The organism is Mycobacterium sp. SMC-18 (genome assembly GCF_045310895.1).
Taxonomy (GTDB): domain Bacteria; phylum Actinomycetota; class Actinomycetes; order Mycobacteriales; family Mycobacteriaceae; genus Mycobacterium.
In genome coordinates this window covers 1-13,408 of record NZ_JBJIAL010000071.1, presented here as the reverse complement: position 1 = coordinate 13,408, position 13,408 = coordinate 1, and the positions used below count along the sequence as shown (strand labels likewise).

At 63.9% G+C, this 13,408-nt stretch carries 12 protein-coding genes; 9 read left to right on the top strand and 3 right to left on the bottom strand.

The window, feature by feature from the left end; all coding sequences use genetic code 11:
* Positions 1-437 precede the first annotated feature (437 nt).
* The 7 genes from ACJH6J_RS29090 (at position 438) to ACJH6J_RS29060 (ending at position 9,153) form a co-directional block, all read left to right on the top strand.
* On the top strand, positions 438-638 hold the full coding sequence (locus tag ACJH6J_RS29090) for a hypothetical protein (RefSeq protein ID WP_061007255.1): 201 nt from the start codon (positions 438-440) through the stop codon (positions 636-638).
* Between the two features lie 188 nt (positions 639-826).
* Positions 827-2,293: a DUF3375 domain-containing protein gene (locus ACJH6J_RS29085; protein WP_406784767.1), complete on the top strand. Its 1,467-nt coding sequence runs from the start codon at positions 827-829 to the stop codon at positions 2,291-2,293.
* Positions 2,290-2,883: a DUF4194 domain-containing protein gene (locus tag ACJH6J_RS29080; protein WP_406784751.1), complete on the top strand. Its 594-nt coding sequence runs from the start codon at positions 2,290-2,292 to the stop codon at positions 2,881-2,883. Before ACJH6J_RS29085 ends, ACJH6J_RS29080 begins: the two co-directional genes overlap by 4 nt.
* Positions 2,876-6,259, top strand: coding sequence for an ATP-binding protein (locus ACJH6J_RS29075; RefSeq protein WP_406804942.1), 3,384 nt, complete (start codon positions 2,876-2,878; stop codon positions 6,257-6,259). Before ACJH6J_RS29080 ends, ACJH6J_RS29075 begins: the two co-directional genes overlap by 8 nt.
* Positions 6,256-7,425: a Wadjet anti-phage system protein JetD domain-containing protein gene (locus ACJH6J_RS29070; RefSeq protein ID WP_406804941.1), complete on the top strand. Its 1,170-nt coding sequence runs from the start codon at positions 6,256-6,258 to the stop codon at positions 7,423-7,425. Before ACJH6J_RS29075 ends, ACJH6J_RS29070 begins: the two co-directional genes overlap by 4 nt.
* 154 nt (positions 7,426-7,579) lie before the next feature.
* On the top strand, positions 7,580-7,873 hold the full coding sequence (locus tag ACJH6J_RS29065) for a helix-turn-helix domain-containing protein (protein ID WP_073695741.1): 294 nt from the start codon (positions 7,580-7,582) through the stop codon (positions 7,871-7,873).
* Positions 7,873-9,153 (top strand): type II toxin-antitoxin system HipA family toxin, encoded by a 1,281-nt coding sequence (locus ACJH6J_RS29060; protein ID WP_406804940.1) that lies wholly within the window; start codon positions 7,873-7,875, stop codon positions 9,151-9,153. The genes ACJH6J_RS29065 and ACJH6J_RS29060 overlap by 1 nt, the downstream gene beginning before the upstream one ends.
* A 98-nt stretch (positions 9,154-9,251) precedes the next feature.
* Here the strand turns inward: ACJH6J_RS29060 and ACJH6J_RS29055 are convergent, their stop codons facing one another.
* Positions 9,252-9,842: a TIGR03086 family metal-binding protein gene (locus tag ACJH6J_RS29055; RefSeq protein WP_406804939.1), complete on the bottom strand. Its 591-nt coding sequence runs from the start codon at positions 9,840-9,842 to the stop codon at positions 9,252-9,254.
* A 99-nt stretch (positions 9,843-9,941) separates the two neighbouring features.
* On the opposite strand from ACJH6J_RS29055, the gene ACJH6J_RS29050 reads away from it, so the two are divergent.
* Both ACJH6J_RS29050 and ACJH6J_RS29045 read left to right on the top strand, forming a co-directional pair.
* Complete coding sequence (locus ACJH6J_RS29050; RefSeq protein ID WP_406804938.1) at positions 9,942-11,360, top strand: SDR family NAD(P)-dependent oxidoreductase; 1,419 nt, start codon at positions 9,942-9,944, stop codon at positions 11,358-11,360.
* A 66-nt stretch (positions 11,361-11,426) separates the two neighbouring features.
* Positions 11,427-11,825 carry a DUF4267 domain-containing protein gene (locus ACJH6J_RS29045; RefSeq protein ID WP_406804937.1) on the top strand — a complete coding sequence of 133 codons (399 nt, stop codon included), beginning with the start codon at positions 11,427-11,429 and terminating at the stop codon, positions 11,823-11,825.
* Positions 11,826-11,843: 18 nt separating this feature from the next.
* Here the strand turns inward: ACJH6J_RS29045 and ACJH6J_RS29040 are convergent, their stop codons facing one another.
* Both ACJH6J_RS29040 and ACJH6J_RS29035 read right to left on the bottom strand, forming a co-directional pair.
* Positions 11,844-12,743: a hypothetical protein gene (locus ACJH6J_RS29040; protein WP_406804936.1), complete on the bottom strand. Its 900-nt coding sequence runs from the start codon at positions 12,741-12,743 to the stop codon at positions 11,844-11,846.
* A gap of 8 nt (positions 12,744-12,751) precedes the next feature.
* The gene (locus tag ACJH6J_RS29035) at positions 12,752-13,087 is read right to left on the bottom strand and encodes a hypothetical protein (protein WP_061007247.1); all 336 of its coding nucleotides are present in this window, start codon (positions 13,085-13,087) and stop codon (positions 12,752-12,754) included.
* Between the last annotated feature and the right edge of the window lie 321 nt (positions 13,088-13,408).

Below are 13,408 nucleotides of genomic sequence, written 5' to 3'. Positions count from 1 at the left end.
ACCCTGCACCCACCAATTATCAGCGAAATCCCAGGTCAACCCCGGCCGCCACACCGATTAATTCAGCAGACTCCTAGGGGCTGACCGGCGGCCGGTGCTGGCGCCGGGCGTAGCGGCGCACGTAGAGGGTGGCACCGAGCGGTTCGGATGGTTCCTCGGCACGTGGTTGCCCTGGCTTGCTACGTCGGGCGTGGCGGGTGGCGTGGTCCGCCGCAGCGGGTCGGATCAGCAGGCGACACGTTCGGCGTAGCGCTGCAGCTCAGGTAGGCGTCTTCGCGGTCGGTCCCGCTCTGTCCCCTGATCGGGGGACAGGAGTTTCACCCGGCGCAGGGGCCGGTCGGCGGATACAGGTCGACGGCTGTCGGCGGCATTCTTAGTTCAACACCGGAACACACCGGACAAGAACTTGAAAAGCCTTACCCGCCAAAGGAGTCGACATGAACATCACCCGCCGCATCGCCGCCGGTTTCGCCCTCGCTGCCGCGCCGGCCGTCATCTTCCTCGGTGCCGCCACCGCGCACGCCGACGTCACGACTGCCAGCAGCCCGGTCGGCACGCACCACGCGTTCCCGCACCAGCAGAACGCCCCGCAGCCGGGCAGCCCGGTGCATCATCACCACCAGCACAACCACCGCTGAGACTTGCTGTCACCGCTGAGGCCGCCCCTGTCATCGACGGGGCGGCCTTACGCAGCTTGAGTGGTGGTGTGTGCACAGGGTGCAGGTCGGCTACTTCGCGATGAACACCGCGGTGTCAACGGAAGGTACGGGTCGATTCCGGTCTGATGTGTGCGGGCTACCGAGCGTAGATTTTGGGCAACGGTGTGATGCTGTCGGTGCGCCTGCCTACCCTCGATAGCGTGGACTATCAAGAGGTCAGTGCGTTGCGGGAGCGGCATCCTGCCTGGCGGCTGCTGCGTGCAGGCAATGCCACGCTCATCCTGTCCTTCCTAGGGGAGTTCTTCGTCGAGGGCAATCGTGGCGCGTGCTCTGCCAGCGAGGTCGCCGGTGCGCTCGATGAGCATCTTTATGCGCTGAATGCCCACGAGGTCCGGTACCCCAAGGAGCCGCGCGCCTATCTGGAAGATTGGGCGGCTACGGAGGCTGGATACCTGCGGCGGTTCTACCCACCAGGCGACGACGAGGTTCACTACGAGGTGACACCGGCATTCGAGAAGTCCTATTCCTGGGTTCTCAATCTGCGGGGGCGGTCCTTCGTCGGCACCGAATCGAGATTGCACACCGTTGTCGAACTACTGCGTCAGATTGTGCACGGAACCGAAGTTCAACCCGAAGTGCGGACTGCTGAATTGCGTCGGCGCAGAGCTGAACTCGATGCGGAGATCGGCTCGATTGAAGCGGGCAACGTCCCCATGTTGGACGCCACCGGCGTACGTGACCGCTATCAGCAGTTGTCGGCAACGGCCCGCGAACTGCTAGCGGATTTCCGCGAAGTCGAAGACAATTTCCGGTTGTTGGATCGAGCCGCGCGGGAGAAGATCGCGGCTTGGGAAGGAGCTAAGGGCGAATTGCTCGCGGAGTTGGTTGGTAGCCGCTCGGAGATCGCCGGCTCGGATCAAGGACGCAGCTTTCAAGCGTTCTATGACTTCTTGCTCTCCGAACAACGCCAGACAGAGCTGGCCGATCTGCTGGCCAAGGTTACCGCTCTCGACGCGATCGAACCCGATCAGCGGAGCAACAGCGTCAAGGGAATCCACCATGACTGGTCGGAGGCCGCCGACAGGGCGCAGCGCACGGTCCGGCAGATTTCCGAACAGCTGCGACGTTTTCTCGACGATCAAGTCTGGCTGGAGAACCGCCGTGTGTTGGACCTCGTCCGGGCAGTGGAGACGGCCGCCCTTGAGGTGCGCAGGAACCCGCCGTCATTCGGTCTCGAGGTCGACGAGCCGGGCATCGAAATCGCACTGCCCTTCGAGCGTCCGCTGTATCAGCCGCCGGTGGCGGTTGCTGTCGAGAGTCACATAAGCGAAGCCACCGAGCAGGTCGACGCCGCACTATTGTTCGACCAGACGTACATCGACCAGGTACGACTGGCCGAGACTATCCGCGCTGTGCTGCCTCGCAATACATCAGCACTGCTATCCGATGTGATCGCTGCTCACCCGATTGAACAGGGTGCGGCCGAGATCGTCGGCTACCTTGCGCTGAACGATGAGGATGTGAGCATCGACATGGACGAGACCGAGGAGACCATTCTGGAATACGTGGACGTTGCCGATTCCGACCTCATCAAGCGCGCCAGACTACCTAAAGTGACGGTACGACGGCGATGAGTACGGACCGTGATGTCGCGGCCGCCATCATCCGGCTAATGCAGGGTGTCGTCTACCGCACCTCCGACGAGGACACCTGGCTGGTCCTAGAACGTCAGGGTGCCGGTGTGCGTGACCATTTCGCCACCATTGGCGTCGACGTCGTCATTGATGAGGCCGAGGGTTACGCATACCTGCGTTCGCGGTCGGAGGAAGAAGGTGTGGAGGCGCTACCGCGTCTGGTGCGCCGGCGGGCGCTCACCTACAACGTCAGCCTGCTGTTAGTCCTGTTGCGCAAACGCCTGGTTGAATTCGAAACCAGTGGTGGTGAGGGAAGATTGGTTCTCAGCACTGACCAGATCATTGAACTGCTGCGACTGTTCCAAGCGGAATCTACGAACGATGCCCGTGTTGTCGACCAAGCAGAGGCCACAATCAAGAAGGCTGCCGAGCTCGGGTTCCTGCGACAGCTCCGCGGTCAGCGCGATCATTGGGAGGTGCGGCGCATCCTCAAGGCCTACGTCGATGCACAGACCCTAGCCGACTTCGCCGGCAAGCTGCGCGAGTACGCAGGGCTTCCTGTCGGCGATGAGCGAGCGAACCGTGAGTGAAACTCTCTCCGACGCAGTGGAACTCGTTGATGGACAGCGAGCCGGATACCGGCTGCAATACGCCGAAGTTTATAACTGGGGAACCTTCGACGACCACGTATGGCGCTTCACGCCCGGTACCGATACGGCGCTGTTGACCGGTGACATCGGCTCAGGCAAGTCAACGATAGTCGACGCGCTCACGACCTTACTTGTTCCCTCGCACAAGGCCGCCTACAACAAGGCCGCCGGTGCAGACGCCAAGGAACGTACGCTGCGCTCCTACGTCGAGGGTCACTACAAGTCCGAGCGCAACGAGACCACTGGCAAATCCCGCCCAAAAGGCTTGCGTGAGAACAAGCGCACCTACTCGGTGATTCTCGGTGTCTTCCACAATCACGGCTACGACGAGACGGTCACGCTGGCCCAGGTGTTTCAGCAACGCGAGAGTACCGGTCAGCCGTACCGGTTCTTCGTGACCGCGATCAGAGAGCTGTCGGTCGCCGGTGATTTCGCTGATTTTGGTACTGACTTGCGCGAGCTGCGCCGACGCCTGAGGGCGGCAGGCGCGGAAATTTTCGACGAGTTTCCCAAGTACGCGACTTCGTTGCGTCGTCTGCTCGGTATCCGATCGGACCAGGCACTAGAGCTGTTCCATCAGACAGTGTCGATGAAATCCGTTGGCAACCTCAATGATTTCGTCCGTGATCACATGTTGGAACCGAGTGACTCGACTGACCGGGTTCGTGACATCATCGGACACTTCGACGACCTATCCAAGGCTCACGACGCCGTCAAGCGGGCCCGCGAGCAGCTCGAGGCTCTCCAACCTATCGTGGAAACGGCGGCCAAGTACGACGCTGCACTTGCCGAACGCGACGGACTCGATCATGAACGGTCCGCAGTCAGGTCGTACATCGCAGAACTTCGGTCCGGTCTGCTCTTTGCGGAGATCACGCGGCTAGAGGCAGAGGGCGCGGCCCTGTGGGCGCAGCAGGACGCGGCCGAATCGGAGCAGCGACGGCTAAACCACGAACGTGAATCCCTGATCGAAGAGCGCGCGAAGGCGGGTGGGGATCGGATCGGAGAGCTGGAACGACTGGCAGCCGAGGCACGCGCTCAAACAGAAGCACGCCAACAGACCAGGGTCCTATTTGATGCCGCCGTCTCTGACGCTGGCCTGGACTCGGTCTCCGACGAGCGGGCGTTCGCCGCGCTGTCAACGTTGGTTGGCGCCGAACGTCCCCGCTTGACCAATCGGAAGCGCGATATGGACACGGCCGTTGTCGACGCGATCGGACGGGAGCGAGAAATTCGACGAAAGTGCGAGGTCCTTACAGGGGAGATCGGCAGCCTGGAACAGCGCACCAACAACCTGCCGCATGAACAAGTGGCCATCCGGGCCGAATTGTGTTCCGCGCTGAATCTGACGCCGGGGGAATTACCTTATGCCGGGGAGCTTCTCGACGTAGACGACGAGCACTCGCAATGGCGAGGCGCTGCCGAACGCGTGCTCCGCGGGTTTGCGCTGTCCCTGCTGGTGCCGCAACGACATTATGACGCTGTCGCCGCATGGGTGAATGGACGCAGCCTCACAGTTGCGGGGCGGGGAGCCAAGTTGGTCTACGAGCGAGTACCGGCGCACCGGGTACGGCTGCAGCCGACGGTCGAGGATGGGCTGCTGCTGGCTGACTGCATCGATTTGCGGGAAGGGCCATTCACGGAGTACCTCCGCCACGAGCTGATGAAGCGGGCCAACTTTCGTTGCGCGGCGACACTCGATGAGTTCCGCAATTATCCCCGCGCCGTCACCCGTGAGGGACAAGTGCGCTCGGGTGACCGGCACGAAAAGGACGATCGACACCGCGTCGACGATCCGCGGCGCTGGGTGCTGGGCTGGATCAATGAACGCAAGATTGCCGCGCTGCGCAACGAGTTGACCGAGCTGCAACAGGAGCATTCGGAGGCAACCGATGTTGCTACGCAGTTGGGCGAGCAGAGGGAGGCGCTGCAGCAACGGCTCGATGCGTTCCTGCGCGTCGAGGGGTTCCGCTCGTGGGCCGACCTTGATGTCGACGAGGCTGCGTCGCGTGCCGCGGCACATGACGCCGAACGTGTCCGTTTGCAGTCCGGTTCGTCGCGGTTGGAAGAGATCACCCTGGCGCTGGAACACAATGCTGAGCAGTCCTCTGCCGCAACGAAACTGAGCAGGGATATCACCGGGCGGCTCGCCACCACGGCGGCGTCCGTGCAGCGCGCGAAGCAAGACCGTGCGCGGGACGACGATTTCGTCGCTGCTCAGCCGGAGCGTCAACTGGAAACCGCCCGGGCGTCGTACCACGCACTCGACGAACGCCTCGGGGAACGCCGGCCCAAACAGGCAGCGCAATGTGCCGAAATCGAGACGACACTGTCAGCGGACCTGCATCGACGCATCGAGCGGCTTTCTGGTCAACTAAGTGGCCACGCGCTGAACCTGACTCAGTACATGAGCGAGGTGCTGCGTCGGTGGCCCGAGCAGCGCGCCGATATGGACGCAACTGTAGCTGCTCGCGGCGACTTCCTCGCGTTTCGTGACCGCGTCGCTACCGACGACTTGCCGCGTTTCGAGAGCGAATTCAAAGAACAGCTGAATAAGAACGCCATCCAAGAACTCGCCGGGTTCAATAACTGGCTGGGGCGGCAGGCGTCAGCCATCGATGAGCGAGTCGACCGGATCAACGATGCGCTCGGCGCAGTGCCATACAACCCGGGCCGCTTCATTCGGTTGGAGAAGGAACCCACCACTAATCAGGATGTCGCACAGTTCCGTTCGGATCTGCGTAGCCTGACCAACGACATGCTGGCTGTCGACGGCGACCAGTACTCGGAGCAGCGGTTCCTGGATGTGAAGAGGATCATCGAGCGGTTCCGTGGGCGGGACGGTTACGCTGAATCGGACAAGAACTGGACCCGCCGGGTAACCGACGTGCGCAACTGGTTCGTCTTCTCGGCCTCCGAACGCGACGTGGAAACAGACGTCGAGTGGGAGCACTACAGCGACTCGGACGGCAAGTCCGGGGGGCAGAAAGAGAAGCTTGCCTACACGATTCTGGCGGCCTCACTGGCCTACCAATTCGGCCTCGAATGGGGAGTCTCACGGTCGCGTGACTTCCGATTCGCGGTGATCGACGAGGCGTTCGGACGCGGTTCGGATGTCTCCACGCGATATGCGCTGGAGTTGTTCGCGACGCTGGGGCTGCAGCTGTTGATTGTTACGCCGCTGCAGAAGGTGCACGTGATCGAGCCGTATGTGAAAGCCATTGGGATCGTGGATAATCCGGGCGGTGCATACTCCCGGCTACAGACCATGACAATCGAGGAGTACCGCAGCCGTCGTGACGGATCCTCGGTATGAACGCTGCTTGGACCTCGGCTGAGGATGTAGCCGCACGGGTCAGGCGTCGGTGGGATGACGGGTCGCTACTGCGGAGCTACGCCAACGCCGAGCCGTTCGCGCCGATCGAGGTGCCGCTGCGCGGCCCCACGCTTGCTCAGATCGGTGACGACATCGCTGCCGCGCGTGATTGGGTCGTGGCCTTGGACGGTGGTCGCGGCAACGACGTCCGTTACGCGCTGGAATGGAAGACTGTCGGCGGCAGACAGATTGGTCGCAATGCAGTACCTATCCGCGCGGTGGTTTCTTCGTACGAACAGGCCTGGATGTTGCTTGGCGTGGTGGCGACAGTCCGCCGTTTCGATAGACTGCTGACGCTGACGGCGCAGCATAAGCCTGTCCGTGACTGGATTGCTTCGTACCCGCACCGTGCTCTGTCACTGGTATCGGAGATGCCGCGCTTGGTCGCAGCGTACGAGTGGCTGGACGGTCACCGGCACTCACAGCGATATCTGCGGGAGCTCAGCGCCTCCGGGGTCGATACCAAGTTCGCCGAGCGTCATCGGTCCGATCTGGCTGGAATGCTTGGTGTTTCGTCATCGCCTGGCGGATTTCTGGCTGATTTGGGCCTGCGGGCCAAGCCCAGTCTTCTGCGGTTGCGCCTTTCGTCGTCGTTGGGCCTTCCGGTACCGCTGACTGAGGTTGCAGCACGGACCGACGAACTGGCGCAGTTGGACGTGCAACCGCATGTTGCGCTGATCATCGAGAACGAGATCAGTTATCTCAGCGCTGCGGTACCTCCAAATGGTGTGGTGATCTGGGGCAAGGGTTTCGATGTCGACAATGCCGGGAAGCTGCAGTGGCTGGCCGGTGCAGACGTCATTTACTGGGGTGACATCGACACGCATGGATTCGCGATACTCGATCGTCTGCGGGCCTGGCTGCCAAGCGCGCGCTCGGTGCTGATGGACCGGGAGACCCTGCTGACGCACCGCGATCGTTGGGTGAGTGAGGATCGTCCGGCAAAATCGCTACTCACTCGACTGACTGCTGACGAGTACCGCCTGTACTCCGAGTTGGTCGAAGGGGGGTTGGGGGACGGCGTGCGCCTCGAGCAAGAGCGGGTGGACTGGTCTTGGGTCGAGCAGCGGTTGCGTCTCACGCAGGAGCGCACTGCAGAGTCGTAGGCTCGAAGCTGGGACCTACAGTGCACCGCTGGTGCGTGAGTGGCCGAGTCGCACCGCTTCTGAAGTGCGAAGAGTTGTCGAACGGCATCTTTCGCGAATGTTGTCGAACGGCTACAATCTGTGATGTTGTCGAACGACTACATGAGGTGTCGAAATGCAAGTCAAGACGATGGGTGATCTTGGTGCGCTCGTTCGTTCGGCGCGTACCGCCCGCGGGATGACGCAGGCCGATCTTGCGGCGCAACTGCACACGAGCCGAGATTGGGTAATTCGTTTGGAGAAAGGGCACCCGCGGCTCGAAGCGCAACGGGTTCTCGACGCTCTGCGTGTCGTTGGTATTGACCTCCACGCCGCTGTTTCCGGGACACCGTTGAAAGCTCCTTCGAAATCGCAACGGCAAGTTCCCCGTGACCCGTTTGACGCGCTCTTCGGCCCGAAGAAGGCGTAGTGGCGACTCGAACGTTACGCGTGTACCTTGACGGAACTCCTATCGGAACGGCCGCGCAATCGTCGCAGGGCGCGCTGAGTTTCAGCTACGACGACGAGTACCTCGAACAAGGTGATCCGACGCCGTTGTCGTTGTCGTTGCCGGTCCTGTCAAAGCGGCACCGGGACAAGGCGGTCCGCGCATATCTTGAGGGCCTGCTGCCTGACAGCGAAGGAGCGCGACAGCGATGGGGACGCGAATACAACGTGTCGCCGAACAATCCGTTTTCGCTGCTCGCTCATGTCGGTCGCGATGCGGCCGGCGCAGTTCAGATTCTTCCGTCTGATCTCGACCCGGCCGATGCGCGTGATCGAACCGGTGACATCGACTGGCTCAGAGATACCGACTTCGCCGAGCTGGTGCGTGACCTCGCTACCCATCAATCCGACTGGGACCCAGGGAGATTCGGGGGGCGCTGGAGTCTTGCCGGCGCCCAACCAAAAGCAGCGCTGTTCCGTGACCCGGCGTCAGGGCGATTCGGTATCCCGCGCGACTCCACGCCGACGACAGTGATCGTCAAGCCGGCCATCATTGGGTACGCACAGCATCACATCAACGAAGCCCTGTGCCAGCGTGCTGCGCGTGAAGTGGGTCTGCTCGCCGCCTCATCCGAGGTGGTGGAGGTCGGCGATGCCCAGGTGCTTCTTTCGACGCGTTACGACCGCATTCAGGACGGGTCAACGTGGCACCGCGTGCACCAAGAAGACATGTGCCAAGCGTTGTCGGTGCACCCCAGTCTGAAGTATCAATCCGACGGCGGGCCCGGCATCGCCGATATCGCTGACCTGCTCAATCGCCTGCCGATCGAGGACCGTGAAGTTAATGCTGAGCGATTCTTCAAGGCCGTCGCTTACAACGTGCTCATCGGCGGAACGGACGCACACGCGAAGAACTACTCGCTGGTCCTCATTGGGTCGCGCGCGCAGGTGTCGCCCCTGTACGACGCCGCTTCGGCTGCGCCCTACGACCAGCATCAGCGGCTGCTGTCATCGATGAAAATCGGTGACCACTGGAAGATGCTTGACGTTACGAATTCTGATTGGCGCACGGTAGGCCGTCGACTCGGGCTCTCCGGGGACCGGGCCGTGGCTTGGGTTGATGAACTTCGAAAGCAACTTCCTGGTGCGTTCGAGCGGGCGGTTGCTTCGCTGCCGGTGAGTGCGCAGGCAGAGGCAAAACGCATGGGGGACCGGATTGTTGAGCATATTGCTGGAACCTGGAGGCCGAGCTTGAGTAGTTGAGTGCGACGTCCTCGACAGGCCGGACAAGTTTGGACCCTGCCTGCGCAGTCTGTGGCGCGGGTACCGCTCGACTCATGCGCCAGGGCTCTGGTGAGCCCTTACGCACTGGGGCTGACAGGCCTGCCGAGGAACGCCAGCAGCTTGGTGGTGCGCGACGCGTCCGCCGGCGCGGGCTGCTCCGGACCGAACGCGCCCGGGCGCCGCAGCATCTGTGCCGGCACCGAGTGGACCAGGCCCTCGGACAGGGTGAGCAGGTCGTCGGGCAGCTCGATCGATTCGCCTAGTGACTGGCGCAGATCCCAGGTGTGCAGCGCCAGGTCGGCAATCGGGAACAGCAGCGCGCGGCGCAGCGGAACCTCACCTTGCGGGGACTTGCGCGGGGCATCGAGATCCGCGGTGGGTAGCGCGTCGCGCAGCCGAATTGCCAACGCGCTCAACTGATCGGCGGGGTTGCCGTACATCCAGTCCGACGGTGCGGAAGGGCCGTCCCAGAGCTCGCCGTCCTCGGCGAGCACGATGATTCGGGTAGCGCTGCCGGTCGCGTGCGCCACCAACTCACGCAGCGTCCAGTCCTGCAGGATCGACGGATCGTCCCAGCGGTCGGCGGGGACGTCACGCACGGCGGCGGTGAGCAAGTCGAGGGCCTCGACAGCCAACCCGCCCAGCTCGGGAGTCGTGTCTTCGCTCATGAAGGCAACGGTACGAGCCGGCACCGACACCGGTCGACGAATCGGGGGAGCCGGTTCGCTAGTTGGCCTGTTCAGGCCCCGTCCCCGTACCCTTCCACGGTGACCGCGATCGATCCTGACCAGCTCAGCATCTGCCTGAAGGTGCTGGCTGAGGTGAGCGCGCTGCCGCCCGAGCATCCCGACGCCATCGCCGTCCGCCAGGCCACCGCGAAGATGTTCAAGGAGCTGAAGAAGGAGCGCCGGGCCGCCGCACGCGACCGGATTGCGGCCGCTGACCGCGCTGTCATCGCCGCGACCGCTACAGGCGCGCCGGGACGGATCGACGACGAGACGCAGGGGCTGCCCCTGGTGTCCACCGCGGTCGGGGCCACGGCGGGCACGCTGCTGCGCTCACAGCACTGCTACATCTGCAAGAACCACTTCACGGTGGTCGATGCCTTCTACCACCAGCTGTGTCCCGACTGCGCCGCCTTCAACCGGGCCAAGCGCGACGCCCGCACCGACCTGACCGGTCGTACCGCGTTGCTCACTGGTGGCCGCGCCAAGATCGGCATGTACATCGCGCTGCGGCTGTTGCGCGACGGCGCGCACACCACGATCACCACCCGGTTCCCCAACGACGCGGTGCGCCGCTTCGCCGCGATGGAGGACAGCGCCGACTGGCTGCACCGGCTGCGCGTCGTGGGGATCGACCTGCGGGACCCGGCCCAGGTGGTCGCGCTGGCCGACGAGGTGGCCGCGCAGGGGCCGCTGGACATTCTGATCAACAATGCGGCGCAGACGGTGCGCCGCCCGCCGGGCTCGTACGCGGCGCTGGTGGAGGCCGAGCGCACCCCGCCGCCCGAGTTGGTGGACGTCATCACCTTCGACCACGTCAGTGACGCGCATCCGCACGCCCTGGCCGGGAGTCTCGGTGAGCACCCGACGGCGCACGCCCTGACCGAGCTTGCGCTGCAGGCCCGTAGCGCGTCGCCGGAGCGCATCGCCGCCGGCCTCGCGATCGATGCCGGCGGGCTGCTGCCCGATACCGCGTCGATCAACAGCTGGACCCAACGCGTGCACGAGGTCGACGCGATGGAGCTCCTCGAGGTGCAGCTGTGCAACCAGACCGCGCCGTTCATTCTGGTGAGCCGGCTGCGCCCGGCGATGGCCGCCTCGTCCGCCAGGCGCAAATACGTGGTGAACGTGTCCGCGATGGAAGGCCAGTTCAGCCGCGGCTACAAGGGGCCCGGCCATCCGCACACCAACATGGCCAAGGCCGCGCTGAACATGCTGACCCGCACGAGTGCGGGGGAGATGCTGGAGCAGGACGGCATTCTCATGACCGCCGTCGACACCGGCTGGATCACCGATGAGCGCCCGCATCCCACCAAGCTGCGGCTGGCCGAGGAAGGCTTCCACGCGCCGCTGGATCTCGTGGATGGTGCTGCGCGCGTGTATGACCCGATTGTGCGCGGGGAATTGGGCGAGGACCTCTACGGGTGCTTCTTGAAGGATTACGCGAAGAGTCCTTGGTAGGTCCGTGACGTTCGTGGGCTTCCAACTTGCCCACATACGGCGTGGTGACGCCCTACGCTGCGATCCATGTCGATCGACCGTGTGGGACTCGTCGTCGGTGGTATTCGTCTCGCGTCGGGGGTGTCGTTTCTCGTCGCCCCGGCCCGGGCGAATCGGTTGTGGGGTGACCCCGAGAAGCCGACCGGATCCACGTGGTTGCTGCTGCACTCGATGGGTTACCGCGATGCGCTGATCGGCGGATTGCTCGCCGCGGCGGCGCTGCGTGGAGGGGACACCCGTGGGTGGTTCCTGGCCTCGGGTGGTGCCGATGCGGCAGATATGTTGGGCGGCATGGGTGTTCATCACGAGATGAGGCCGTCGCAGAAGTACATCGGGCTCGGCGGCGCCGTCGTCGGGATCGGTGTCGGGTTGTGGGGTGCGACGCGGCGGCAGGCTCGTGATGGGGGAGCTGCCGCTACTGACTGACCGGGGGTTGGGCGCGCGTTATGCCGCCATCCGTGCGGCGGTGGCTGCGGCGATCTGGTTGAGGTGGTTGGTGGCGACTTGCACCGAGCTCTCGTGAGGGAGTGCGTCGACGTACTCGTAGGTGATGTGCGGCAGGGTCGGCGGGTTGGTCGCGTAGAAGGCGACGGCCCGGTCGATGGCCTCGACGAGGGCGGGGCCGCCCACGATCGGGTCGGTGACGAACGCCAGCACCTGCTGGGCGAGGCTGCCCTGGCCGGTCAGGCCGGCGATCAGCGCGATGGCCGCGTTGATGCTGATGCCGAGTTGGACGGCGGCCTTGTAGACGGCGGTGATGTCGCGTCCGGCCTGGTTGTTGGGCGTGGTGGTGTAGAGGTCGCCGGGGTTGGCGAAGTCCCACCAAGTGTCAATACCGTTGGCGTCCTTGGGGATTTGCGCGGCGGTCAGGTTGGTGACGGCGATGCCGCGGCCGCCCGGGTCGGTGCCGCCGGGGAAGGTGTGGCCGGTCAGGCGCCAGGGGTTGCCGAAGGTGTAGCCGCCGATCAGGTTGGGCCGGGCCCATTGCAGGCTGCCAGTCATGATCTCGGCGAGGACCCGGGAGGCGGCCTCGGCGCCCTGGCTGTAACCGCCGAGGGCGAAGGTCTGCTTCGGGTAGTTGTTGATCCAGCCGATCGCGTTGGTGACCGCGATCCGCACCGATTCGGCGTAGCTGGGGGACAGTGGCGCGCCGGGTGGGATGGGGCCGAAGGTCCAGGGGGCCTGGATGGGGACTTCGAAGACGAGGTCGGGGTCGGCGGCGTGGACGACGTCGGAGGGGTAGCCGGTGCCGGGGGCGGCCCAGGTGCCGGCGAAGGTCAGGACGGCATGGCGGACGTGGTAGACGCCCGCGATGTTGGCGGCGATATCACTGAAAGTGGTCATCGCTCAGCTCATTTCGCGGTGGTGGGGAGTCCGTTTGCTTTGCGCCACTGGATGGCGAACTCCATGAGTTCGATGAGCACGTCGCCGCTGTCGCGGGTGATGCCGTCGCTGAAGGTGTGGACCCAGGCGATCTGCTCGGCGGTGGTCACCTGCTGTTCGAAGGCGTCGAAGGTGCCCTGGTAGTTCTGGCCGTTGTGGACGGAGTTCCACGGGCCGCGGTTGGGGTCGTCGACGATGTCGCCGATGTTGCGGGGGTGGCGGGCCAGGACGGCGCGCCACGGTTCGGGCATGCCGTTGGCGGTGACGCCGGAGATGTCGGTCTGGAGCGATTGTGCATCAGCCATGGTGCGGCCTCCTTATTGGTGGGGTGGACGTGGCTTGGCGCTCCCCGGGCGGCCGATGAAAGCCGGTGGTGATGGGGCTGAACTACCTTGGTGAGGAACAGGAACTGCGATACGAGCGACTTACGATCGTCGGGTCTGCATCCCGGGATCGTGCTGAGTGTCGCTTCACCGGCTGCCATCGTTGTCGTCCGTCCATTTACGGGAACGTCCAATTTCCACGATAAGCCGAGATTGGTAGGTCGTCGAACTTGATGCTCCTATTTCTGTTAATAGTCAAGCGGCGTGGTTGAGCTGGGTGTTTAACCATTGGCGGTAGGTAGC